Raw genomic sequence first — 24,388 nt, 5'->3', positions numbered from 1 at the left:
TCATGCGACATCTGATTGCAACGTTCCTGGTGGCGCTGCTGGCCCTGACAGCCGCGCCCGCCATCGCCCAATCCGTAAACTATGACACCTGGAACCAGGTCGCCGAACGCGCCGAGTCGCTGACCGCGAACCCTCAGGCCACCAACGAGGAACTGGCCCGCACGCGGGCGCGGATCGTCGACTGGCGGGATCGGCTGCAGGAGGGTCAGAACGCCAACGGCGACCGCATCGCCACCCTGCGCAACCAGATCGAGGCCCTTGGCCCCGCGCCCGCAGAAGGTGCGACCGAGGACGAGGAGGTCGCAAACCGGCGGACCGAGCTGAACCAGCAGCTGTCCACCGCCCAGGCCCCACGCATCGCCGCGACCGAGGCCACCAGTCGCGCCAACTCCATCATCGGCCAGATCGACGAGATCGTGCGGCAACGTCAGGCGCTGGAACTGGCCAAGCAGACGCCGTCGCCGGTGCTGCCCGCATCGTGGGCCGCGGCGGCGACGGACGGCCTTGCGCTGCTGGAGGGTGTCGGAGGGGAGGTGTCGGGCCAGGACGCGACGCCCGAAATCTGGGCCGACCTGCGTCCCCGGCTGCCCTATGTCGCGGGCTATCTGATCGCGGCGTTGCTGATCCTGACCTATGGCCGGGCATGGATCGTGGCGCTGCCCACCCGCCTGTCCAGCCGGGCGTCGGAATATTCCAAGGCGGTGCTGGCGTTCGTCGTGTCCCTGGGCCAGATCGCCGTGCCGATGGCGGGTGTCTATCTGGGCATCAGCGCCATCCAGGCCACCGGTCTGCCCGGACCCTGGACGACGCCGTTCCTGAATGCGCTGCCGGTGGCGGCGGTGATCCTGTTCGGCGGGATTTGGATGGCCCGTGCGCTGTTTCCGCGCACCGCCATCGCCTATACCTCGCTGCAGATGACCGAGGAGGCCCGCGTCTCGGCAGGTCGCATGGTCCAGACGCTGGCCCTGCTGATGGCCATCCACCACATCCTGTCGCGTGCCATGCTGCCGCTGTCGGGCCTATATGAACAGGGCGAGGCGCAGGTCGGCCGCGTCCCCGTCCAGTTCGGAGAGGCGTCGGCCGGCGTCTGGCACCTTGTGCTGATCGTGCTGGCCGCGCTGGCGATGTTCCGGCTTGGCAACATCCTGCGGCGGCTGACACGCGATGCCGTGACGCAGGACCTGTCCTATCGCCACTGGATCGCGGCCTGGGCGGGGCGTCTGACGCGGATCATCGCGCCGATCGCGGTGCTGCTGACAGCGGCCGGTTTCGTCAACCTCGGCAATCTTCTGGTCTGGCCGTGGCTGTTCTCGCTGGCGCTGGTGGGGCTGCTGATCCTGCTGCAGGACTTCACCGCCGACCTGTTCAACATGATGCAGCGCGGGGCCGAGGGCGCACGCGAGGGGCTGGCCCCGCTGCTGACCGGATTCGGCCTGGTCCTGGCGTCGATCCCGATCTTCCTGATCATCTGGGGGTCGTCCGGCGCCGAGCTTGCCGAATACTGGGTCCGGTTCCGCCAGGGCATCAGCCTGGGCGGGGTGAACCTGTCGCCGGGCGCGATCCTGACCTTCCTGATCATCTTCGCCATCGGCTATGCGCTGACGCGCGGGGTGCAGGGGATGCTGCGCACCTCCATCCTGCCCAAGACGCGGCTGGATGCGGGCGGACAGAACGCCGTGGTGTCGGGCCTGGGCTATGTCGGGATCTTCCTGGCAGCGCTGTTGGCCATCACCTCGGCCGGGATCGACATGTCGTCCTTTGCGATCGTCGCGGGTGCGCTGTCGGTCGGTATCGGTTTCGGCCTGCAGAACATCGTGTCGAACTTCGTCAGCGGGATCATCCTGCTGATCGAGCGTCCGGTCAGCGTCGGCGATTGGATCAGCGCCGGCGGCCAGCAGGGCATCGTCAAGAAGATCTCGGTCCGCGCCACCTTGGTCGAGACCTTCGACAAGACCGAGGTGATCGTCCCGAACAGCGACCTGATCAGCCAGCCGGTGACCAACTGGACGCGCCACAACAAGGTCGGCCGGATCATCATCCCCGTCGGCGTTGCCTATGGCAGCGACACGAAGAAGGTCGAGAATGTCCTGCGCGAGATCGTCGAGGATCACCCGTTGGTCTCCATCGACCCGGCACCGGCGATCCTGTTCCGAGGCCTTGGGGCAGATGCCCTGAACTTCGAGATCCGGGCGATCCTGGCGGATGTCGGCACGGGGCTTGGCGTGACGTCGGACCTGCTGCACTCCATCGTCCAGCGCTTTGGCGCAGAGGGGATCGAGATCCCCTTCGCACAACGCGACATCTGGCTGCGCAACCCCGAGGCGCTGCCCGGTCAGTCGCACGGGCCCGCGTCGCGGAACGCGCAGCCGGGTGCCCTGACGGCACCCACGACCGTCAGCCCCGAACTGACCCGCGATGACGCCGATGAGGCGCCGGGCCTGCCGGACGACGGCGACAGCCGCTGATCGACCGTCCGGGGCATGGGGCCAGTCGCCGCATGCCCCGGATCAGGCCACCATCCGGTCGGATTGGACGTCATTGTCACCGTCATCGGGCAAACCTTCGCGCGACAGCATCACCGCAACGCCCCGCAGCCAGGGGATATGGGCGCAGATGATCATCAGCGCGACCATGATCGGAACCGCCAGGAACATCCCCGGCACCCCCCAGATCGCCCCCCAGAAGGCAAGCGACAGAATGATGCCGAAACTGGACAGCCGCAGCGTCTGGCCCAGCAGCATCGGATCGATGATGTTCCCGATCAGGAACTGCGTGACCGCGCACAGCACGCCCACGATCACCGTGGCCGTCGGGTCGCCGGTCAGCACGAAGGCTAGAAGGACCGCGATCAGCGTCGCGATGATCGACCCGACCGACGGGATGAAGTTCAGGACGAAGGTCAGCAGGGCCACCGCGGTTGCCAGCTCCAGCCCCATCGTCCAGAAGATCAGCCAGACGATCGAGGCCGTGACTGCGCTGACCCCGGTCTTGACCACCAGATAGCGGTTCACGCGGTGCATGATGGACGCGATGATGCGGCGGATCTGGCGCGCATGGTCGGCGTCATTGGCCAAACGCTCGATCTTCAGCGGGAACCACACCTGTTCGGCGAACATGAATCCCACGAACAGGATCACCAGCACGCTGCCCGACAGCAGCCCGGAGGCCTGTCCCGCCAGCGACCGGATCCAGCCGGTGATGTTGAAGTTGGTCAGCGCCGTGATGATGCGTTCCTGCGCCTCGGGGCCAAGACGCTCGGTTAGGGCGGGCAGGGCGGCCTGCGCCCGTTCGGCATAGCTGATCGCCAGGAACACCACCTCGTTCACCTGCGCGACGATGGTGGTCGACACCCACAGCAGTCCAAGCGCGATCCCGATCAGCGCCAGCGTGGTTGCCAACCAGTTCGGCACCCGAAGCCGGGTCGAGATGGCGTGGATCGCATCCGAGGTCAGCGAGAACAGGATGATCGCGATCGCCAGAGAGATCAGGATGAACTTGGCCTGCACCAGCATGAACATCAGCAGCGAGAATGCGATCAGCCCCAGAAACCCGGTCTGCAGGCGCTCTCTCAGCACGGTCTCGTTCGAATGGTCCAAATGACGCCCCTGCGGATCGGAAAAACCCGACCCCGGCGGCCGGGGTCGGGTCGATGATGTCAGTCCTGCGCGGGCTCGGTCCGGCCGGGATCGCCCTCGTCCAGGTCGACCGCGTCGCCCTGTTCGGCAATCCGCGCGACCGAGACGACGACCTCTCCGGCGGCGGTGTTGAAGACCCGCACCCCGCCCGCGCTGCGCGAGCGGAAGCTTATGCCCTGCACCGGGACCCGGATCGACTGTCCGGTCGATGTCGCCAGCATGATCTGGTCAAAGCTTTCGACCGGGAAGCTGGCGACCAGCGGGCCGCCCCGCATGGCGCGGTCCATCGCCATCACGCCTTGGCCCCCACGGCCACGGACCGGATAGTCGTGGCTGCTGCTGATCTTGCCCGATCCCTTGGCGGTGATGGTCAGGATCAGATCTTCGGCCGCCGACATTTCGATGTAGCGTTCCTGGGTGACGGTGCCCTCGGGGGTGTCGTCATCCTCGTCCGCTTCGGCGCCGTCGTCCAACGCACCGGCAACCGCACGGCGCATCTTCAGATAGGCCACGCGTTCGGACGGGTCCGCCTCGAAATGGCGGATGACCGACATGCTGACGACCTTGTCGCCCTCGGCCAGACGGATGCCCCTGACGCCGGTGGAATCGCGGCCCTTGAAGACCCGCACCGCCGTGGTCGGGAAGCGGATCGCGCGACCCTGCGCGGTCACCAGCATCACGTCATCCTGCTCGGTCGCCATCCGCACGTTCACCAGCGTGACGCCCTCGGGCAGCTTCATCGCGATCTTGCCGTTCGCGCGCACGCTGCCGAAATCGGACAGCGCGTTGCGACGCACGTCGCCGTCATCCGTGGCAAAGACCACCTGATAGTTGTCCCATTCCGTTTCCGGCGCATCCATCGGCAACAGCGCCGCGATGCTGACGCCCGCGCCGATGGGCAGGATGTTGACCATCGCCTTGCCCTTGGAGGTGCGGCCCGCCAGCGGCAGGCGCCAGGTCTTCATCCGATAGACCATGCCGTCGGTGGTGAAGAACAGCAGCTCGGTATGGGTGTTGGCCACGAACAGCGTGGTGACCACGTCGTCTTCCTTGGTGGCCATGCTGGACAGACCCTTGCCGCCGCGCCGCTGCGCGCGGAATTCGGCCAGCGCGGTCCGCTTGATGTAGCCGCCAGAGGTGATGGTGACGACCATGTCCTCGCGCTCGATCAGGTCCTCGTCCATCATGTCGCCGGACCAGTCGACGATCTCGGTGCGGCGCGGCACGGCGAACAGATTGCGGACCTCGCGCAGCTCGTCCGCGATGATCGCCATGATCCGTTCGCGCGACGCCAGGATCGCCAGATAGTCGCGGATGCTGTCGGCCAGCGACTGCAGCTCGTCCGTGATCTCCTTGACGCCCAACTGGGTCAGACGCTGCAGGCGCAGCTCAAGGATGGCGCGGGCCTGCGTCTCCGACAGGTTGTAGGTCCCGTCCTCGTTCACCGGATGCAGCGGATCGTCGATCAGGCGCAGGTATTCGACGATGTCATGGGCGGGCCAGCGCCGCTCCATCAGCTTCTCGCGGGCCTCGGCGGCATCGGCGCTGCCGCGAATGGTGGCCACGACCTCGTCGACATTGCTGACCGCGACGGCCAGGCCGCACAGGACATGGCTGCGTTCACGGGCGCGGCGCAGCTCGTAGGCGGTGCGGCGGGCGACGACCTCCTCGCGGAAGCTGATAAAGTAGGTCAGGAAGTCGCGCAGCGCCAGCTGTTCGGGCTTGCCGCCGTTCAGCGCAAGCATGTTGCAGCCAAAAGTCGTCTGCAGCTGGGTAAAGCGGAACAGCTGGTTCAGCACCACGTCGGGGGTCGCATCACGCTTCAGTTCGACCACGACGCGCACGCCATGGCGGTCGGATTCGTCCTGGACGGTGGCGATGCCCTCGACCTTCTTCTCCTTGGCCAGTTCGGCGATCCGCTCGATCAGGGTCGACTTGTTCACCTGATACGGGATCTCGTCGATGACGATGGCAAAGCGGTCCTTGCGCGGTTCCTCGATATGGGTCTTGGCGCGGATCATGACGCTGCCGCGACCTTCCAGATAGGCCTTGCGCGCCCCGGACCGGCCCAGGATCGTGGCGCCCGTGGGAAAATCGGGGCCCGGGATGATCTCCAGCAGGCGCTCGGTGGGCAGGTCGGGATCGGCGATCAACTCCAGCGTGGCGTCGATGACCTCGCCCAGGTTGTGCGGCGGGATGTTGGTCGCCATGCCGACGGCGATGCCGCCCGCGCCGTTGACCAGCATGTTCGGGAACCGCGCCGGAAGGACGGTCGGCTCGCGGTCCTTGCCGTCATAGTTGTCCTGGAAATCGACGGTGTCCTTGTCGATGTCCATCAGCAGGAAGTTGGCGGGCTTGTCCATCCGCACTTCGGTATAGCGCATGGCCGCGGCCGGATCGCCGTCCATCGACCCGAAGTTGCCCTGGCCGTCCAGCAGCGGCAGCGACATCGAGAACGTCTGCGCCATCCGCACCAGCGCGTCATAGATCGCGCTGTCGCCATGGGGGTGATACTTGCCCATCACGTCGCCCACGGACCGCGCGGACTTGCGATAGGGCTTGTCGGCGGTGTTGCCGCTTTCGTCCATCGCATAGAGGATGCGGCGGTGAACCGGCTTCAGGCCGTCGCGCAGGTCGGGGATCGCCCGGCTGACGATCACCGACATGGCATAGTCCAGATACGAGGTCCGCATCTCGGCGCTGATGTCGATCATGGGGCCGTCGTGATGCATCACGACGCGGCCCGCGGCACCGTCTTCGGGGGTTTCGGGCAGATCGTCTTCTGGGGTGTCGGCCACGGGTATTCCTCAACATCTAGTTGGGGTTCGGTATAGCCGAGCCTGCCGCAGGGGGCAATCGCGCCCCGCCCCCAAGGTCAGGAAATCACGCCTTGCGGGGACCTCAGGCGCCATTGCGGGCGGCCACTGCCCACAGGCCCGCCAGACCCGCCGACAGGATCGCGTTCCAGCCCGCCATCGACACGCCCATGAACTGCCACGCGATCTCGTCGCAGCGGACCACGGGGGCGGATTGCAGGCGGGCCATCAGGTCCTGCGTGGTCATCCGCGACAGATCGCCCACGCCGCCCGAACAATGCGCCGGCCCGGCCCACCAGGTCATCTCGACCCCGACGTGATAGATCGCAAGCCCCATCGCCGCACCCGCGGCGATCATCCCCAGAACCGCCAGCGCCGGCACCCGGCCGGTCAGCCAGATCAGCGCCGCGATGCCCGCCGCCGCCACATGCGGCCAGCGTTGCAGGATGCACAGCTCGCACGGGGCATAGCCCGCCGCCTGAAACCCAAGCGCCGCAATCAGCAGCAGCGCGGACCCCGCGCCCGCCAGAAGGGAAAGCCTGATGCCCGTCACAGGTACCTCACCGCCGCAAAGCCGCCGATCAGGCAGGCCATGAAGATGGAGAACATCAGCCCAAGCCGACGTTCGATGAAATCGCGAATCGGCGGCCCGAACCGCCACAGCAGCCCGGCCACGACATAGAACCGCCCCGCGCGGCCGATGATGCTGGTCAGCACGAACAGGGGCAACGAAAAGCCCACGGCGCCTGAAAAGATGGTGATGACCTTGAACGGAAAGGGCGTCAGCGCCGCGACCAGCACCGCCCAACCGCCGAACTCGGCAAAGCGCGCGGCCAGGTCGTCGAACGCGGCCTCCTTGCCGTACATGGTCAGGACCCACATGCCGACGCTGTCCATCAGGATCGCGCCGATCGCGTATCCCAGCAGCGCGCCCAGAACCGACCCCGCCGTGGCGATGAAGGCGATGGCCCAGGCCCGCGCCCGCTGCGCCAGCACCATCGGGATCATCAGCACGTCGGGCGGGATCGGAAACACCGAACTTTCGATGAAGCTGACCGTGAACAGCGACGCGTTCGCGTGGCGGTGCGACGCCAGCCCCATGGTCCAGTCGTATAGCCTGCGCAGCATGTCCGCCCCTTTGTCGCGTGCCCCGTGCATCCCCCCGCAGGGCCGTCGCGTCAAGCGCCTTGCACGCCCGTCGCGGCGCTGTGATGGTTGGCGGGAACCCCCGGCGGGGCGGGGCGTTCGGGGCGACAGCCAGCAGGGGGACCAGGGCATGCAGTGGCGCGGACGACGGGGCAGCGGAAATGTCGAGGATCGGCGGGGCATGGGCCGTGCCGGGGTCGGCGGATTGGGCGTGGCGGGCACGCTGGTGGTGCTGGCGGTCGGCTATTTCTTCGGGATCGACGTGACGCCGCTGGTCCAGGGCCTGGATCAGGGCGGTGGGCAGTCCACCGAACTGAGCCAGCGCGACCAAGAATGGGGCGAATTCGTCAGCGTGGTTCTGGCCGACACCGAAGAGGTCTGGCAGCCGGTGCTGCAGCAGCAGGCGGGCGTCGCCTATCAGGACCCGACCCTGGTCCTGTTCAGCGGCGTGGTGCAGTCGGCCTGCGGTGGTGCGTCGTCGGCCATGGGTCCGTTCTACTGCCCCGGCGATCAGCGCGTCTATCTGGACACCGACTTCTTCGACATGATGGCGGATCGCATGGGCGCGGGGGGCGATTTCGCCGCAGCCTACGTCATCGCGCACGAGGTGGGGCATCACGTCCAGAACCTGACCGGCACCCTTGGCGCCGCACAGCAGCCGGGTCTTTCGGAAACGCAGGCCAACCAGTTGTCCGTCGCGACCGAACTGCAGGCCGACTGCTATGCCGGCATCTGGGCACGCCAGGCGCAGGAACGTTTCGGCACCTTGGACGTTGGCGATCTGGACGAGGCGATGCGCGCAGCAGAGGCCGTCGGCGATGACGTGATCCAGGCCAGTGCGGGCCGGACCCCCATGCCCGACAGCTTCACCCACGGCAGCGCGGCGCAGCGTCAAGAATGGCTGATGCGCGGGTTCGACTCGGGCGATATGAGACAGTGTGACACGTTCGGCGCCGGGGCCCTGTGACTCCGACACCAAACAGACCGGAGGAAATGATGACCCTGATCCTGACTTTCGCGGGCCTTCTGACCGCTTTCGCCATCACCTTGGCCCTGGGGGCGCCCAAGCCCCGTCCGGTTGCCGTTCGCGATCGCGACTGACCGTTAGCGGGGCAGGCGGTGCGGGCGTTGGTCCTGCGTGGCCCAGTCCGGCCACCAGCCCAGCTTTTCCAGCGCCAGCAGCGCAAGCCCGATCGTTATCACGGCGATCACTAGCTTGACCATCTTGGCACTGGGAGGGTTGCGCGCCCATTTTGCCGCACGCAGCAGCCATATCATGTTCATCGCGCGTCCTGCCTGTTAAATCGGTGCCGAATCGAAACAGACGCCGCGACGAAACTCAAGAGCGATAGCCCGTGCCGAACCACCGCGACAGCCGCAACCTTCCCTACAGTGCCCGCCAGATGTACGATCTGGTGGCCGACATCGAAAGCTACCCGCAGTTCCTGCCCTGGAACAGTGCCGCCCGCATTCGGACGCGCACCACTCGCCCCGACGGCGCGGAGGAGATCGCCGCCGATCTGGTCATCAGCTTCAAGGTCTTTCGCGAACGCTTTGGAAGCAGGGTCGTCTTGTGGCCTGAACAGGACGGCGTCTGGAAAATTGACACGGAATATCTGGACGGCCCGTTTAAGTACATGCGCAGCGGCTGGTCGTTCAAGGATCGCCCGGAAGGGGGCTGTCATGTCGAGTTCTTCGTCGATTTCGAATTCAAGAACGCGATCCTGCAACGCCTGATCGGCGTCGTCTTCCACGAGGCGATGTCCCGCATCGTCCGCGCTTTCGAGGATCGGGCCCGCAAGCTGTATGGATGACAAGGAAAAAGGCCGCCCGGTGGGGCGGCCTTCGTCATTCAGCTCAGCGTCGATTTCAGCGCTTCTGCCTTGTCGGTGCGTTCCCAGCTGAACGCGGTCGCCCCGTTCAACGCGTAGGGTTCGCGACCGAAATGGCCATAGCTGGCCGTCGGGCGATAGATCGGATGCAGCAGGTCCAGTTCGCGGATGATCGCGAATGGGCGCAGGTCGAACACCTCGCGCACAGCCGCGACGATCCGGTCGACCGGCACGGTTTCGGTGCCAAAGCAGTTCAGGCTGATCGAGGTGGGCTCGGCCACGCCGATCGCATAACTGACCTGGATCTCGCAGCGCTTGGCCAGACCGGCCGCCACGATGTTCTTGGCAACCCAACGACCCGCATAGGCCGCCGAACGGTCTACCTTTGACGGATCCTTGCCCGAGAACGCGCCGCCGCCATGACGGGCCATGCCGCCATAGCTGTCGACGATGATCTTGCGCCCGGTCAGGCCGCAATCGCCGACGGGACCGCCGATGACGAACTTGCCGGTGGGGTTGATGAAGAACTTGGTGGCATCCGACAGCCATTCCGCGGGCAGGACCGGGCGGATGATCTCCTCGATCACCGCCTCGCGCAGGTCGGCCAGGCTGATCTCGGGGTTGTGCTGGGTGGACAGCACGACCGCGTCGATCCCCTCGGGGCGGCCGTTGGCGTCATAACGCAGCGTCAGCTGCGATTTGGCATCTGGGCGCAGCCAGGGCAGGGTGCCGTCGCGCCGTACCGCCGCCTGGCGTTCGACCAGGCGATGGGCATAGGTGATCGCGGCGGGCATCAGCACGTCGGTTTCGTCGCTGGCATAGCCGAACATCAGGCCTTGGTCGCCTGCGCCCTGCTCCTCAAGGCTGGCGCGGTCGACGCCTTGGTTGATCTCGGGCGACTGCTTGCCGATGATGTTGATGACCGAACAGGTGGCCCCGTCAAACCCCACATCCGACGAGTTATAGCCGATGTCGGTGATCACCCCGCGCACGATGGATTCCAGATCCACCCAGGCACTGGTGGTGATCTCTCCCGAGATGATGGCGACGCCGGTCTTGACCATGGTCTCGCACGCCACGCGGGCGCGCGCGTCCTCGGCCAGGATGGCGTCCAGAATCGCGTCCGAAATCTGGTCGGCGATCTTGTCGGGATGGCCCTCGGACACGGATTCCGAGGTGAAGGTCGAATACTCTGTCATGACATCAATACCGGTAATGGTCGGATTTGAAGGGGCCCTCCGGCGTCACGCCGATATAGGCGGCCTGTTCGGACGACAGCACGGACAGCTTCGCGCCGATCTTGTCCAGGTGCAGCCGCGCGACCTTTTCGTCCAGCGCCTTGGGCAAGATGTAGACGCCGGGCTTGTAGTCGTCGCCCTTGGTCCACAGCTCGATCTGCGCCAGCACCTGGTTGGTGAAGCTGGCCGACATCACGAACGACGGGTGGCCCGTGGCATTGCCCAGATTCAGCAGGCGCCCCTGCGACAGCAGGATGATGCGGTTGCCCGAAGGCATCTCGATCATGTCCACCTGGTCCTTGATATTGGTCCATTTGTGGTTGCGCAGCGCCGCGACCTGGATCTCGTTGTCGAAATGGCCGATGTTGCCGACGATCGCCATGTCCTTCATGGCGCGCATATGCTCCAGCCGGATCACGTCGCGGTTGCCGGTGGTGGTGATGAAGATGTCGGCGCTGTCGGCCACATCCTCCAGGGTCACGACCTCGAACCCGTCCATCGCGGCCTGCAGCGCGCAGATCGGATCGACCTCGGTCACCTTCACGCGGGCGCCCGCGCCCTGCAGCGACGCCGCCGAGCCCTTGCCGACGTCGCCATAGCCGCAGACGACGGCGACCTTGCCCGCCATCATCACGTCGGTGGCACGGCGGATGCCGTCGACCAGCGATTCCTTGCAGCCGTACTTGTTGTCGAATTTCGACTTGGTCACGCTGTCGTTCACGTTGATCGCGGGGAAGGGCAGCTGGCCGTTCTTCTGCAGGTCGTACAGGCGGTGGACGCCGGTTGTCGTCTCCTCGGACACGCCGACGATCTGGTTGCGCATCTTCGTGAACCAGCCGGGCGACTGCGCCAGGCGCTTGGCGATCTGCGCCTTGATGACGGTTTCTTCGTCCGACTGCGGCACGGGAATCACGTCCTCGCCGGCCTCGGCGCGGGCACCCAGCAGGATGTACAGCGTCGCATCGCCGCCATCATCCAGGATCAGGTTCGGGCCCTCGGGGAACTGGAACGAGCGATCAAGGTAATCCCAATGCTCGGCCAGGCTCTGCCCCTTGATGGCAAAGACCGGGACACCCGCAGCGGCGATGGCGGCAGCGGCGTGATCCTGGGTCGAGTAGATGTTGCAGGAGGCCCAACGTACATCCGCGCCCAGATGGGTCAGCGTCTCGATCAGGACGGCGGTCTGGATGGTCATGTGCAGGCTGCCGACGATCCGGGCGCCCGCCAGCGGCTTGGCCTCGCCGTATTCGGAACGCAGCGCCATCAGGCCGGGCATTTCCGTCTCGGCGATGTCCAGTTCCTTGCGGCCGTATTCGGCCAGCGCAATGTCCTTGATGATGTAATCGGTCACGGCTGCTCTCTTCGGTCATTCACAGGTTGCAACCGGGATACCGCAAGCACCATGGGTCCGAAAGGGGCTAATCCGTCACATGCCGGCCATATGGGGCTGGCTGCTGCGCGCCATGCGATGCACGAAATCATGCGTCAGATGCTTGGCGGTGGTCAGGGAATCGCGCTCTTCGGTCCAATCCTTCAGGCGGCCGTCCAGAACCAGCCGCGCAAGCCCCACCACATAGCAGCGCGCGGACAGGGCCAGCATCGCGATATCCTCGCGCGGGTGCAGGCGACCGGTATCGCGGGCCCGCGCCAGCATGCGCAGCGTCAGATCGGCGATGCTGTCGGTATAGCGCCGCAGGATGGGTTCGTGCCGCGCGTTGGTCAGATTGCAGTCCTGCAGCAGCCTAAACTGCGCGGGATAGCGGCAGGCCCAATCCAGATAGGTGTCGCCCAGGCTCAGGAACTGCGCAACGGGGTCGTCGGGATCGACGCGGACCACCGCGCGGGTGCAGCTGTCGATCAGCACAACCAGCGCCTGTTCGACGCTGGCCACCAGCAGGGCGCGTTCATCGGCGAACAAGGCACGGACCCGTTCGACGGGTTCGTCGACGGCTTCGGCAATATCGGCAATCGTGGGGGGCTGGCGGCGTTGGTCCAGAACAAGCGTCATCGCGGCACTGATGGCGCGGTCGTGCAGACCCCTGGGGTCACGGTGTTCCGACAGGTGTTTCATCACGATGCAATCCGATCCGTTGCGGGGTGGGCCAAACGAAAACAGATGACTTGAATGTGATTTAGGGTCAGAATGCCCCAGAAAAGCAGCCGTGGAATCTATGTAGCAACCAAATTTGTGCATCTTAAACGGGTGCGCAATTCGGATAAGACAATCATAGCACGAAGTGTCGCCTTGGCGACATATCTAAATGGACAGGTCCGCGTGCCGGGGGGCACGCGGACCTGTGATTTCAGCAAACTCGCGGTAGACGCGTATCAGGCGCCGGACCGTGCGACGCGCTTGCGTTCGTGCGGATCCAGGTGCCGCTTGCGCAGACGGATGTTCTTGGGCGTGACCTCGACCAGTTCGTCGTCGTTGATATAGGCGATCGCCTCTTCCAGCGACTGGCGGACCGGGGGCGTCAGGCGGACGGCCTCGTCGGTGCCGGAGGCACGGACGTTGGTCAGCTGCTTGCCCTTCAGCGGGTTCACCTCAAGGTCGTTGTCCCGGCTGTGTTCGCCGATGATCATGCCCTGATACAGCTCTTCCTGCGCGCCGATGAAGAACTTGCCGCGATCTTCCAGTTTCCACAGCGCATAGGACACGGACACGCCGTTCTCCATGCTGATCAGCACGCCCTGGCGACGGCCCTGGATGGCACCCTTGTGCGGCGCCCAACCGTGGAAGATGCGGTTCAGCACGCCGTTGCCGCGCGTATCGGTCATGAACTCGCCCTGATAGCCGATCAGGCCCCGCGACGGGACATGGGCCACAATGCGCGTCTTGCCGACGCCGGCAGGACGCATCTCGACCAGGTCGCCCTTGCGGTCGCCGGTCAGCTTCTCGATCACCACGCCGGTGTATTCATCATCGACGTCGATGATGACTTCCTCGATCGGCTCCAGGCGCTGGCCGTCCTCTTCCTTGTAGATCACGCGCGGGCGGCTGATCGACAGCTCGAACCCTTCGCGGCGCATGTTCTCGATCAGGACGCCCATCTGCAGTTCGCCCCGACCCGAGACAACGAAGGCCTCGCCGCCGGGGGTGTCCTCGACCTTGATGGCGACGTTGATCTCGGCTTCTTTCATCAGGCGCTCGCGGATCACGCGGCTCTGGACCTTCTTGCCGTCCTTGCCGGCAAGCGGGCTGTCGTTGATGCCGAAGGTGACGCTGATGGTCGGGGGATCGATCGGCTGCGAGGGCAGGGCCTCCATCACGTCCGGGTGGCACAGCGTGTCGGCCACGGTGGCCTTGGCCATGCCCGCGATCGTCACGATGTCACCGGCCTCGGCCACGTCGATCGGGGTCTGGGTCAAGCCGCGGAACGCCATGATCTTGCTGATGCGGAACTGCTCCAGCCGCTCGCCGTCGCGCGACAGTGCCTTCAGCGTGTCGCCGGCCTTGGCGGTGCCCGCCTCGACGCGACCGGTCAGCAGACGGCCCAGGAAGGCGTCGGCGCCAAGCGTTGTCGCCAGCATCTGGAACGGCTCGTCCGCGCGGGTGATCTGCTTGGGCGGCTGGACGTGCTTCAGGATCAGGTCGAACAGCGCGTCCATGTTCTTGCGCTCGCCGTCCAGCGTCGCGTCGGCCCAACCGCCGATGCCCGAGGCATAGACATGCGGAAAGTCCAGCTGCTCGTCGCTGGCGCCCAGGTTGGCGAACAGGTCGAACACGTCGTTCAGCGTCTCGTCGGGCTCGGCTGCAGGCTTGTCGACCTTGTTCAGCACGACGATCGGGCGCAGGCCCAGGGCCAGTGCCTTGGATGTCACGAACTTGGTCTGGGGCATCGGGCCTTCGGCCGCGTCGACCAGAAGGCAGACGCCGTCCACCATCGACAGGATGCGTTCGACCTCGCCGCCGAAATCGGCGTGGCCGGGCGTGTCGACGATGTTGATGCGCGTGCCCTTCCATTCGACCGAGGTTGCCTTGGCCAAAATGGTGATGCCGCGTTCACGTTCGATGTCGTTGCTGTCCATCGCGCGTTCCGCGACGGCCTGGTTGTCGCGGAAGGAGCCCGACTGACGCAGCAGCTGGTCCACCAGGGTGGTTTTGCCGTGGTCGACGTGAGCGATGATGGCGATGTTGCGGATATCCATGACGGCCTTAATCTGTAGGTTTCGCGGCTGCCCTAGCCGATAAGGGCCGCGAATGCCAGCCCGCAAATGCGCGTGGCCCCCGACACGGGGGTCGGGGGCCACGCTTGTCACAGTTCCGTCGCGTCGGACGGAGACGTCCGGTCAGGTGCGGCGACGCGACAGGCCGCCCCAGACACGGCCGGCATCGCGGTCCGAACCGCCCTTGATGGCGCCCATCCAGGCGGCCAGACCGGCAACCAGCGACGACACGGCCAGGAACAGCGCGCTCCACACCGCACCGCGGCGGGCGGATTCGGCAGCGGCGATGGCGGCATCCTGTGCCTCCTGCAGCTGCTGTTCGGCCTGCGCCTGCAGTTCCTGGGCGCGCTGTTCGGCAGCGGCCACGGCTTCCTCGGCCTGGGTCCGCGCTTCTTCGATGCGGGCTTCGGCTTCGGCACGCAGGTCCTGGGCCTGGGTCACGGCTTCCTCGACGCGGGCGTCGATCTGGGCCGGGGTCAGGTCGGTACGGGCAGCAAGCGCGTCGCGCAGATAGTCCAGATCGTCATCGGCCACCTCGCCCGTGCGCAGCACGGTGCCCAGGATGCCGGTGACCTCATTGCGGATCGCCTCGTTCGAGAACTGATCCGGTGCCGCAGCCTCGCTGCGCAGCAGACGGTCGGTCACATAGTCCAGCGGATTGCCGCCCATGTCCTGACCACCAGCGGCCTCACCGGCGCCCGAGATCGCCCCGCCAGCCAGCTGACCGACGCCGCTGACGGCACCGCCAGCGATCTGGCCAACGCCACCAACCACGCCGCCGGCCAACTGACCCGCGCCCTGAACGGCACCACCCACGGCGGAACCCGCAGCCTCGACTGCGGTCGACGCCGCATTGCCGGCCGCGCGAACGCCGCTGGACACTGCGCCTGCAGCCAGGATGCCCGTCAGGATCATGCCAATCGCCCAAACGGTCAGGCCATGAATGCCATCGCGTGCGTCGGTTTGGTCCTCACCGGAATGGGTGCGACGGCGCATCCGCCCTGACACGTATCCACCCAGACCATAGACAGCCACCATGGACGCGAAGGCGAACAGGCCGACCAGGATCAGGGCGAACGTGCCCAGACCTTCTCCCGGCTCTGCCGAGACGGAACCAAGGCCGATGGCAGCCGTGAAGCCCGTGAAGACGACCGAGGCGCCTGCGGCGATGGCCGCACCGGCAAGGATGGATGCCCAGTCGACATGGGGGCGCGAGCCGGTGCCGGCTGCTTCGAGGTTTTCGTTCATGCTGTTAACCCTCAACGCAGGCCGAGGAACGACAGGACGAACAGGACGACGACAACCAGGCCGACAATGTAGATGATCGAGTTCATGGCATTTTCCCTTTGCTTTGGGCGTCTGCCGCGCCCGGGGGCGCGACACGGCGACGCATCTGTCAGCAAACGGACCACGCTGCGCGCAAGTTCCCTGTTGCACAGGAAAATCCGACCGGATGTTGCGCGGGTTCAACCGGCGGCGTGCAGCCAGCCCAATCCGGACTGGGTGGTTCGGACGGGGGCGTATTCCGCCGACACCCAGCCACGGTACCCCCAGTCGTCCAGCTCCGCGAACAGGGCGGGATAATCCAGGGTGCCGACGTCAGGCTCGTTCCGGCCCGGATGGCCCGCGATCTGGATGTGGCGCACCAGCGGGGCGACCTTGCGCCAGCAGGCCTGCATGTCGCCCGTGATGACCTGCGCGTGATAGGTGTCCAGCTGCAGCCCAAGGTTCGGCGCGGCGATGCGGTCGATGATGTCGATGGCCATGCCGTAATCTGTCAGGAAATAGCCCGGCATGTCGGTGTCGTTCACGGGTTCGATCGTCAGGCTGGCATGGGGGGCGCGGTCCGCGGCCCAGGACAGGTTCGCGACAAGGGTCTCCAGCGCCTGTGGGCCCTCGGCGCGACCGGCCATGATGTGGATGTGACGCGCGCGCAGCGCCTGCGCCACGCGCAGGCTGCGTTCGAAATCGCGACGAAAGCGATCCTCCAGCCCCGGAACGGCGGCAAACCCGCGCGGCCCGCCGGCCCAGTTCGGCGGCGGCGCGTTGATCAGCACGATCGGCAGCCCCGTCTTGACCGACGCGCGATAGAGGTCCTGCGCCGCGATGTCATAGGGGAACAGGATCTCGACCCCGGTGAACCCGGCCTCGGCCGCGGCGGCAAAGCGGTCGATCATCTGCAGTTCGGTGAACAGCGTCGTCAGATTGGCTGCGAACTGCGGCATTCAGGGCTCCAGGGCGAAAGACTGTCCGCCGGATCGCACCGCCGCGCGCCCGTCGGGCCCGGGATTGGCTGCGGCCGCCAGACGGTAGAAGGTCTTGCGGTCGATCAGCGCCTCCAGCCCGCCGCGCACATGGACATAGGGCCGCGGAACCTCGGCCGTGCCGCGGATGATGATCGCGTGATCCGGACCCGCCGTCACCCGTTCGCCCATGTTGGTGGTGAAGGTGATCGCGTCCTGGGCAATGTCGGCATCGGTGACCAGGAAGGGCGCATCCTCGACCTGAATGCCGATCTTCTCGACCGGAGAAACCAGGTAAAATCGGTCGCCCTCACGCTTCAGGATGCTGGCGAACAGGCGCACCATCGCGGGGCGTCCGATGGGCGTGCCTTCGTGCAGCCAGGTGCCGTCCGCGCTGATGGTCAGGTCCATCTCTCCGCAATAGGGCGGGTTCCACAGATGCACGGGCGCCGGCCCGTCCTTGGCCGCGATCGCCGCGGCCTGCGCCAGCCCGTCGGGGTTCACGCTTTTGTCACCGTTTTCCGCCATTCGATCTGGTCGCCTGTGTCTGGACTGCCTATGCTTTCCTTAAACCAGCGCGGGGGCAATGTCATGACGTCGGACGAATTTCTGGTGCAAGAGGTCCAGGCCCTGGCCGCCCGCCTGTCGGATGCCCGCGCCAGCGTCGAACGCCGTTTCGTGGGCCAGCACGAGGTGGTCGAACAGGTCCTTGCGTCGATCCTGTCCGGGGGACACGCGCTGCTGATCGGACAGCCGGGCTTGGGCAAGACCATGCTGGTCGACACGCTGTCGACGGTTCTGGGCCTGGACAGTGCCCGCATCCAGTTCACGCCCGACCTGATGCCCGCCGACATCCTGGGGTCCGAGGTCCTGGACGCGCGGCCCGACGGAAGTCGGGCGTTCCGCTTCATCGAGGGGCCGGTCTTCACCCAGCTGCTGATGGCCGACGAAATCAATCGCGCCAGCCCCCGCACCCAGTCCGCCCTGCTGCAGGCCATGCAGGAGCGCGAGGTCACCATCAGCGGCCAGCACCGCCCCCTGGGCCGTCCGTTCCACGTCCTGGCCACCCAGAACCCGATCGAGCAGGAGGGCACCTATCCGCTGCCCGAGGCGCAGCTGGACCGGTTCCTGCTGCAGATCGACGTCGATTATCCGGACCGCGACACCGAACGCCAGATCCTGATCGCCACCACGGGGCTGGAGGATGACACCCCGCACGCGGCCTTCACCCCCGACCAGCTGATCGCGGCACAGCGCCTGATCCGCCAGATGCCCGTCGGAGAGACCGTGGTCGAGGCGATCCTGGACCTTGTCCGCGCGGCCCGCCCCGGTGCACCCGAGGCCGCGTCCTTCGTCACCGATGCGCTGACCTGGGGACCGGGTCCGCGCGCCGCGCAGGCGCTGATGCTGGTCAGCCGCGCGCGTGCGGTGCTGAACGGCCGCTATGCGCCGACGCTGGACGACGTGGCCGCGATGGCGGCGCCCGTGCTGCGGCACCGCATGGCGCTGTCGTTTGCCGCCCGTGCACGCGGAGAGACGGTCGACGCGGTGATCGGCCGCCTGCTGGACGACCGCATCGGCACCCGTCGCGCCGCATGAGCGTCACGCCCACCGATCTGCGCGCCCGCGCCGAAGGCGTGGCGGGGCATCTGCCCGGCCTGATCCTGTCGGCCGAACGGCTGGCCGCGATGGTGGCCCCGGGCGCCCATGGCCTGCGCCGCGCCGGTCCCGGAGAGGATTTCTGGCAGTACCGCCCCGCGGGCGCGGGCGATGGCGCGCGCAGCATCGACTGGCGGCGGTCCGGCCGGTCCGACAGCCAGTTCGTGCGCGACCGCGAGGCGCAGACGGCGCAATCCGCCGCCCTGTGGCTGTCGCGCGCGCCCGGAATGGATTTCACCGGCGGGCCCGACCGCCCGACCAAGGCCGAACGCGGGCAGATCCTGACGCTGGCGCTTGGCATGCTGATGCTGCGCGGGGGGGAAAAGGTCGGGCTGCTGGGCCAACCTGCACGGGCCGGCCGCATGCAGGCCGACCGCCTTGCGGAACAGCTTGCCACGGGTACCGCCGCCGAGGATGCCGCCCCGGCCCACGCCCTGCGACCGAACCTGCGGGTGGTGATCCTGTCGGATTTCCTGACCGATCCGGGCTGGGTTGCGGACATGCTGGGGCAGGCGGCGGGCCTGGGCCTGTCGGGCCTGCTGTTCCAGATCCTGGACCCGGACGAGGCGCATTTCCCCTATGACGGCGCGGTCGAGTTCCGCTCTGGCAGCCTGCGGCATGACAGCCGCGATGCCGGCGGGCTGCGCGCGGCCTATCTGGCCCGGCTGGCCGAACGACAGGCCTGGCTGGAGGGGCAGGCGCGGCGGGCAGGCTGGCAGTTCGGCACGCATCTGACGGACGCCGACCCCGCACAGGCGCTGAACTGGCTGTGGCAGGCTTTGGGGCAGGGGGCGCGCTGATGCTGCTGCTGGGGCCCCTGGGTTTCGCCGCGCCGTGGCTGCTGGGCGCGCTGATCGCGCTGCCGGTCCTGTGGGTGATCCTGCGCGCCATGCCGCCCGCGCCGCGGCGGGTGATCTTTCCGGGCGTCGCCCTGTTGGCGGGGCTTGTCGATCGCGCGCCCATCGCCAGCCGCACGCCATGGTGGCTGCTGCTGATCCGCTTGGCGGCGGTGGCGGCGGCGATCCTGGCCTTTGCGGGGCCCGTCTGGCGCCCCGTGGTGCAGCCCGCGGCCGACGGGCCATTGCTGATCGTGATGGATGCGGGCTTTGCCGCCGCGCCCGATTGGGCGGCCCGCCAGACACGCGTCGAAACCGCCCTGACGGATGCCGCCGCCGCGGGTCGGCCCGCGGCATTGCTGATGGCCGACGGACGGGGACAGGGCGCGCTGGCGTTCCAGCCCGCCGATGCCCTGCTGTCCGGCCTGCGCGCGGCGCAGCCGCAACCCTGGTCGACGCGCCTGCCCGACGATCCGGGCGCCGCGCTGGCCGATGCGCCGGAGGGGTCGCTGTCGACGCTGTGGATCGCGGACGGGACCGATCATCCGAACCGCGCGGCGTGGCTGGCGGCCCTGGCGGATCGCGGCCCGGTGACGGTCGTGCCGCCCGCCCGTCCGCTGCGGACGCTGGCGCTGGCTGCGGGCGACACGCCGTCGCTGACGCTGACCTCGGTCGATGATGCCGCCCCGGCGATCCAGGCCATCGGCCCCGATCCGCAAGGGATCGAACGCGCCTTGGCCAGCCTCACGCCCGGTGACGCGACGGATGCCGACGGGCTGACCGTCCGCCCCGTGGCCATCGACCTGCCGCCCGAACTGCGCAACCGGATCACCCGCTTTCAGATCGAGGCCGAGACCCATGCCGGCGCGGTCGTTCTGGCGGATGACCGCGTGCGCCGCCGCAAGGTGGCCCTGGTCGGCGATCCGCTGGCCGAAGGCCAGCAGCTGTTGGCCCAGACCCACTACCTGCGCCAGGCGCTGGCCCCCACGACCGACTTGGTCGAAGGCGCCTTGGGCGATGTCCTGGACACTGCGCCCGACGTGATTGTGCTGGCCGATCAGGTGCAGCTGGCCGAGACGCTGGACCTGACGCAATGGGTGGCCGAAGGTGGGCTGCTGATCCGCTTTGCGGGGCCGCGCATGGCCGGTTACGACCGCCTGGCCGAAGAACCGCTGCTGCCTGTGGCGCTGCGCCAGGGCGGGCGCGACATCGGCGGCGCGCTGTCCTGGGGCGACCCGCGCGGGCTGGCGCCGTTCCCCGATGACGGTCCGTTTGCGGGCCTGCCCGTGCCGGATGATGTGTCCGTCCGCGCGCAGCTGATGGCCCAGCCCGCGCCTGATCTGGCGGGGCGCACCATCGCGTCGCTGTCCGACAACACGCCGCTGATCACCCGCGACCGGCTTGGCCAGGGGCAGGTCGTGCTGGTCCATGTGACGGCCAACGCCGAATGGTCGAACCTGCCGCTGTCGGGCCTGTTCCCACAGATGATGGAGCGCCTTGTCGCAACCGCCCGCCTGTCGCCGTCCGAGGCTGCGACCGAGGACCTGACCCAACCCTTCTGGACGCCCGAGGCCGTGCTGGACGGGTTCGGGCGTCCCGCCGAGGCCCAAGGCCTGACCCCGGTGCCCGCTGCCGATCTGGCGCAGGGGACGGGCCCCGACCGCCCCGCGGGCATCTATGCGGCGGGCGAGCGGCGCCGGGCGCTGAACGCGGGCGGTCCCTTCGTGCGGGCGACCTGGCCCGGTGCCACGGTCGAGACCGTCGCCGCCACGCCGGGACGCGACCTTATGGGCGCGCTGCTGGCCGCGGTGGCGCTGCTGCTGGCGCTGGATGCCATCGGGTCGGCCTGGCTGGGGCGCGGACGCAGGCGGGGGGCCATGGCGGCGGTCGCGCTTGCCTTGGCGATGCTGCCCGGCCCGCGGGCGCAGGCGCAGGACCTGGACCCCGATCTGATGCGCGCCGCGGCCGACGTGGCGCTGGCCTATGTCGTGACGGGCGACGCGCGGATCGATCAGGCTTCCGAACAGGGTCTGACCGGGCTGTCGCAGGCGCTGCGCAGCCGCACCTCGGTCGAGCCGGGACAGCCGATCGGGATCGATCTTGACCAGGACGACCTGTCGCTGCTGACGTTCCTCTACTGGCCCATCACCGATGCACAGCCTGCGCCCGGACCGCAGGCCTATCTGCGGCTGAACGCCTTTCTGCGGTCGGGGGGAATGATCCTGTTCGACACACGCGACGGCGACATCGCGGGTGTCGGCGGCCCCGACATGTCGCAGGCGCTGCGCCGCCTGGCCGCGCCGCTGGACATCCCGCCCCTTGCACCCATTCCCGACGATCACGTGCTGACACGGACATTCTACCTGCTGGACGACTTTCCAGGCCGCTGGCAGGGCAATCCGGTCTGGGCCGAGGCCCCGACCGTCTCGTCCCAGGCCGAGGCCGGCGTGCCGTTCCGCCAGCTGAACGACGGCGTCAGCCCGGTCATCATCGGCGGCAATTCCTGGGCCGAGGCCTGGGCGGTCAACGCCGACGGCTATGCCGCCTATCCCATCGGACAAGGCTGGGAGGGTGACCGCCAGAGAGAGATGGCGGCCCGGTTCGGCGTGAACCTGGTGATGTACGTGCTGACCGGAAATTATAAATCCGACCAGGTGCATGTGCCCGCCCTGCTGGACCGCCTGCGGACCGAGGAGATCCTGGCACCATGACATCCCTGACCCAGCTGCGGTTCGACCCGGCCCTGCCGTGGTGGGCCATCGGCATGCTGGCCGCACTGGCGGTGCTGGTCGCGGCCTTCGCGCTGTGGCGCGGGCTGCGGGGCTGGGCATGGCGCGGCTTGGCGGGGCTGGCGGCTGCGCTGGCTCTGGCCGGTCCGGCGTTGGAGCTGGGCACGCGCGCGGCCCTGTCCGACATCGTGATCCTGCTGGATGACCGCTCTGCCAGCCAGGCCCTGCCGGGGCGCGCCGCGCAGGTCGATCAGGCGGTGAACGACCTGTCCGCGGGCATCGCCGCATTGGCCGGCACCGACCTGCGCCGCGTGACCGTGGGCGACAGCGATGACGGCACGGCGCTGGCCACCGCCCTGTCGCGCGCCATCGCCGCCGAACCCGAGGCTCGGCTGGCCGGGGTGATCGCCGTCACCGATGGCCGCCTGCACGACCCGCAGATGCTGCCGCAGGGGATGGCGGCACCGCTGCACGTGCTGCTGACGGGACAACCGCAGGACTGGGACCGCCGCCTGGTGATCGAGGAGGCCCCGGCCTTTGGCCTGATCGGGCAGGAGGTCACCATCCGCCTGCGTGTCGAGGATCAGGGCCTGGTCCCCGAGGCCAGCCGCACCGGCAGCGTGACCCTGCACCTGTCCGTGGACGGAGAGGATGAACAGACCGTCGCCGTTCCCCTGAACACCAGCCTGTCCCTGCCGGTGACGCCCGGCCATGCCGGCCAGAACGTCGTGCAGATCGCGCTGGACGACGCACCCGGAGAGCTGACCGACCGCAACAATGCCGCCGCTGTCAGCATCAACGGCGTGCGAGACCGCCTGCGTGTGCTGCTGGTGTCCGGAGAGCCCCATGCGGGCGAGCGTACCTGGCGCAACCTGCTGAAATCGGACGCCGCTGTCGACCTGATCCATTTCACCATCCTGCGGCCGCCCGACAAGTTCGACGGCGTCCCGGTGGACGAGCTGTCGCTGATCGCCTTTCCGACGCGCGAGCTGTTCCTGGAACGGATCGATGATTTCGACCTGATCATCTTTGACCGCTACAGCGTGCGGGGGATCCTGCCGCCCGAATACTACATGAACATCGCCCGATACGTCGAGGAAGGCGGCGCGATCCTGGTGTCGGCCGGCCCCGAGATGGCGTCGGTCGAAAGCCTGAACCTGTCGCCTCTGGGGCCGATCCTGCCTGCGCGGCCCACCGGTCGCGTCATCGACCAGCCGTTCACGCCGCGCCTGACCGATGACGGGCGCCGCCATCCGGTGACCGCGGGCTTGGGCGGCCTCGATCCCGAGGCGCCCGATTGGGGCCGCTGGCTGCGCCTGTCCGAGGTCACGCCCACAGGCGACGCCCAGGTCGCCATGACCGGGGCCGAGGACAAGCCGCTGCTGATCCTGGACCGGGTCGGAGAGGGGCGCGTCGCGTTGTTGACCTCGGACCAGGTCTGGCTTTGGGGGCGCGGGTTCGAGGGGGGCGGCCCGCAGCTGGAGCTGCTGCGCCGCATCGCCCACTGGTCGATGAAGGAGCCCGAGCTGGAGGAGGAGGCACTGCTGGCGGATGTCCGCGACGGTCTGGCCGTGCGGTTCACCCGCCGCACGATGCTGGACAGCGCCGGACCGCTGCAGGTCACCGCCCCCGACGGCAGCATCAGTCAGGTCCCGTTGGCCGCCGACGGGCCGGGCCGGTTCGTCGCGGACTGGACCGCGCCCGAACCCGGCCTGTACCGCCTTGCGGATGGCGACATGCGCCGCGTGCTGGCGCTTGGCCCCGCGGCGCCCCGCGAATTCGAGGAGACGGTGGCCGACGCGCCCCTGCTGGCGCCGCTGGTCGAGGCCAGCGGCGGTTCGGTCCAGCGCCTGTCCGACGGCGTGCCGGACCTGCGCCAGACGCGTGCGGGCCGGGCGGCCAGCGGCGATGGCTTGGGCGGCCCCTGGATCGGCGTCACCCCGCGCGATGCCGCGACCGTCACCGGCCTGGACCGCCGGCCGCTGCTGCCTGGTTGGGCATGGCTGGCGCTGATCGCGGGGTTGATCCTGACCGGCTGGCTGGCCGAGGGGCGGCGCCGTCCCGCCTGACCCGCTTGCCATCCGGTC

Annotated in this window: 19 protein-coding genes; 7 read left to right on the top strand and 12 right to left on the bottom strand. The window is 67.8% G+C overall.

Annotated features, from left to right (window positions below):
* The first annotated feature begins 2 nt into the window (after window positions 1-2).
* Window positions 3-2,465 (top strand): DUF3772 domain-containing protein, encoded by a 2,463-nt coding sequence (locus tag LZ686_RS00320; RefSeq protein ID WP_304613707.1) that lies wholly within the window; start codon window positions 3-5, stop codon window positions 2,463-2,465.
* 42 nt (window positions 2,466-2,507) lie between these two features.
* Here LZ686_RS00320 and LZ686_RS00315 read toward each other — a convergent pair whose 3' ends face one another.
* The 4 genes from LZ686_RS00315 to LZ686_RS00300 form a co-directional block, all read right to left on the bottom strand.
* A complete protein-coding gene (locus tag LZ686_RS00315; RefSeq protein WP_349375150.1) occupies window positions 2,508-3,596 on the bottom strand; it encodes an AI-2E family transporter in 1,089 nt (362 codons plus the stop codon).
* 59 nt (window positions 3,597-3,655) lie between these two features.
* A complete protein-coding gene (gyrA, locus tag LZ686_RS00310; protein ID WP_502921976.1) occupies window positions 3,656-6,433 on the bottom strand; it encodes a DNA gyrase subunit A in 2,778 nt (925 codons plus the stop codon).
* 103 nt (window positions 6,434-6,536) lie between these two features.
* On the bottom strand, window positions 6,537-7,004 hold the full coding sequence (locus LZ686_RS00305) for a disulfide bond formation protein B (RefSeq protein WP_349546624.1): 468 nt from the start codon (window positions 7,002-7,004) through the stop codon (window positions 6,537-6,539).
* A complete protein-coding gene (locus LZ686_RS00300) occupies window positions 7,001-7,579 on the bottom strand; it encodes a YqaA family protein (RefSeq protein WP_139598592.1) in 579 nt (192 codons plus the stop codon). Before LZ686_RS00300 ends, LZ686_RS00305 begins: the two co-directional genes overlap by 4 nt.
* Window positions 7,580-7,727: 148 nt before the next feature.
* Here LZ686_RS00300 and ypfJ point away from each other — a divergent pair, with 148 nt between their 5' ends.
* Complete coding sequence (ypfJ, locus tag LZ686_RS00295; protein ID WP_127898488.1) at window positions 7,728-8,564, top strand: KPN_02809 family neutral zinc metallopeptidase; 837 nt, start codon at window positions 7,728-7,730, stop codon at window positions 8,562-8,564.
* 137 nt (window positions 8,565-8,701) lie between these two features.
* On the opposite strand, the gene LZ686_RS00290 is transcribed toward ypfJ, so the two are convergent.
* A complete protein-coding gene (locus tag LZ686_RS00290; protein ID WP_349546623.1) occupies window positions 8,702-8,881 on the bottom strand; it encodes a hypothetical protein in 180 nt (59 codons plus the stop codon).
* Window positions 8,882-8,952: 71 nt separating this feature from the next.
* Between LZ686_RS00290 and LZ686_RS00285 the strand changes: the two genes are divergently transcribed.
* Window positions 8,953-9,411, top strand: a complete 459-nt coding sequence (locus LZ686_RS00285; RefSeq protein WP_045999186.1) for a type II toxin-antitoxin system RatA family toxin — start codon at window positions 8,953-8,955, stop codon at window positions 9,409-9,411.
* Between the two features lie 38 nt (window positions 9,412-9,449).
* On the opposite strand, the gene metK is transcribed toward LZ686_RS00285, so the two are convergent.
* The 7 genes from metK to LZ686_RS00250 all read right to left on the bottom strand — a co-directional run bounded on the left by metK (window position 9,450) and on the right by LZ686_RS00250 (window position 17,605).
* Complete coding sequence (metK, locus tag LZ686_RS00280; RefSeq protein ID WP_349546622.1) at window positions 9,450-10,628, bottom strand: methionine adenosyltransferase; 1,179 nt, start codon at window positions 10,626-10,628, stop codon at window positions 9,450-9,452.
* Window positions 10,629-10,632: 4 nt separating this feature from the next.
* Complete coding sequence (ahcY, locus tag LZ686_RS00275) at window positions 10,633-12,018, bottom strand: adenosylhomocysteinase (RefSeq protein ID WP_349546621.1); 1,386 nt, start codon at window positions 12,016-12,018, stop codon at window positions 10,633-10,635.
* Between the two features lie 75 nt (window positions 12,019-12,093).
* On the bottom strand, window positions 12,094-12,738 hold the full coding sequence (locus LZ686_RS00270) for a TetR/AcrR family transcriptional regulator (RefSeq protein WP_349546620.1): 645 nt from the start codon (window positions 12,736-12,738) through the stop codon (window positions 12,094-12,096).
* A gap of 257 nt (window positions 12,739-12,995) precedes the next feature.
* Window positions 12,996-14,816 (bottom strand): translational GTPase TypA, encoded by a 1,821-nt coding sequence (gene typA, locus LZ686_RS00265; RefSeq protein ID WP_045999190.1) that lies wholly within the window; start codon window positions 14,814-14,816, stop codon window positions 12,996-12,998.
* Window positions 14,817-14,957: 141 nt separating this feature from the next.
* Window positions 14,958-16,082, bottom strand: a complete 1,125-nt coding sequence (locus LZ686_RS00260; RefSeq protein ID WP_045980725.1) for a hypothetical protein — start codon at window positions 16,080-16,082, stop codon at window positions 14,958-14,960.
* Window positions 16,083-16,300: 218 nt separating this feature from the next.
* Window positions 16,301-17,059, bottom strand: coding sequence for a hydroxypyruvate isomerase family protein (locus tag LZ686_RS00255; protein ID WP_295167511.1), 759 nt, complete (start codon window positions 17,057-17,059; stop codon window positions 16,301-16,303).
* A complete protein-coding gene (locus LZ686_RS00250) occupies window positions 17,060-17,605 on the bottom strand; it encodes a DUF1285 domain-containing protein (protein WP_349546619.1) in 546 nt (181 codons plus the stop codon).
* Window positions 17,606-17,668: 63 nt separating this feature from the next.
* Between LZ686_RS00250 and LZ686_RS00245 the strand changes: the two genes are divergently transcribed.
* The 4 genes from LZ686_RS00245 to LZ686_RS00230 are packed head-to-tail and all read left to right on the top strand — an operon-like array spanning window position 17,669 to window position 24,370.
* A complete protein-coding gene (locus tag LZ686_RS00245; protein ID WP_045980722.1) occupies window positions 17,669-18,676 on the top strand; it encodes an AAA family ATPase in 1,008 nt (335 codons plus the stop codon).
* A complete protein-coding gene (locus LZ686_RS00240; protein ID WP_045999193.1) occupies window positions 18,673-19,536 on the top strand; it encodes a DUF58 domain-containing protein in 864 nt (287 codons plus the stop codon). The genes LZ686_RS00245 and LZ686_RS00240 overlap by 4 nt, the downstream gene beginning before the upstream one ends.
* Window positions 19,536-22,283: a DUF4159 domain-containing protein gene (locus tag LZ686_RS00235; protein WP_349546618.1), complete on the top strand. Its 2,748-nt coding sequence runs from the start codon at window positions 19,536-19,538 to the stop codon at window positions 22,281-22,283. The genes LZ686_RS00240 and LZ686_RS00235 overlap by 1 nt, the downstream gene beginning before the upstream one ends.
* Window positions 22,280-24,370 (top strand): hypothetical protein, encoded by a 2,091-nt coding sequence (locus LZ686_RS00230; protein ID WP_349546617.1) that lies wholly within the window; start codon window positions 22,280-22,282, stop codon window positions 24,368-24,370. The genes LZ686_RS00235 and LZ686_RS00230 overlap by 4 nt, the downstream gene beginning before the upstream one ends.
* Window positions 24,371-24,388: the final 18 nt, after the last annotated feature.

The sequence above is a fragment of the Paracoccus sp. NFXS7 genome, from assembly GCF_040148865.1.
Taxonomy (GTDB): domain Bacteria; phylum Pseudomonadota; class Alphaproteobacteria; order Rhodobacterales; family Rhodobacteraceae; genus Paracoccus; species Paracoccus marcusii.
Note: the sequence above shows the minus strand (reverse complement) of the source record. Positions and strands in the feature narration are given on the sequence as shown.

Coding starts and splice junctions, on each gene's coding strand:
- LZ686_RS00250 (WP_349546619.1), bottom strand. CDS start 17,605: ATGGCGGAAAACGGTGACAAAAGCGTGAACCCCGACGGGCTGGCGCAG.
- metK (WP_349546622.1), bottom strand. CDS start 10,628: ATGACAGAGTATTCGACCTTCACCTCGGAATCCGTGTCCGAGGGCCAT.
- LZ686_RS00320 (WP_304613707.1), top strand. CDS start 3: ATGCGACATCTGATTGCAACGTTCCTGGTGGCGCTGCTGGCCCTGACA.
- LZ686_RS00260 (WP_045980725.1), bottom strand. CDS start 16,082: ATGAACGAAAACCTCGAAGCAGCCGGCACCGGCTCGCGCCCCCATGTC.
- LZ686_RS00230 (WP_349546617.1), top strand. CDS start 22,280: ATGACATCCCTGACCCAGCTGCGGTTCGACCCGGCCCTGCCGTGGTGG.
- ypfJ (WP_127898488.1), top strand. CDS start 7,728: ATGCAGTGGCGCGGACGACGGGGCAGCGGAAATGTCGAGGATCGGCGG.
- LZ686_RS00240 (WP_045999193.1), top strand. CDS start 18,673: ATGAGCGTCACGCCCACCGATCTGCGCGCCCGCGCCGAAGGCGTGGCG.
- LZ686_RS00245 (WP_045980722.1), top strand. CDS start 17,669: ATGACGTCGGACGAATTTCTGGTGCAAGAGGTCCAGGCCCTGGCCGCC.
- LZ686_RS00255 (WP_295167511.1), bottom strand. CDS start 17,059: ATGCCGCAGTTCGCAGCCAATCTGACGACGCTGTTCACCGAACTGCAG.
- LZ686_RS00300 (WP_139598592.1), bottom strand. CDS start 7,579: ATGCTGCGCAGGCTATACGACTGGACCATGGGGCTGGCGTCGCACCGC.
- LZ686_RS00270 (WP_349546620.1), bottom strand. CDS start 12,738: ATGAAACACCTGTCGGAACACCGTGACCCCAGGGGTCTGCACGACCGC.
- LZ686_RS00290 (WP_349546623.1), bottom strand. CDS start 8,881: ATGAACATGATATGGCTGCTGCGTGCGGCAAAATGGGCGCGCAACCCT.
- LZ686_RS00235 (WP_349546618.1), top strand. CDS start 19,536: ATGCTGCTGCTGGGGCCCCTGGGTTTCGCCGCGCCGTGGCTGCTGGGC.
- typA (WP_045999190.1), bottom strand. CDS start 14,816: ATGGATATCCGCAACATCGCCATCATCGCTCACGTCGACCACGGCAAA.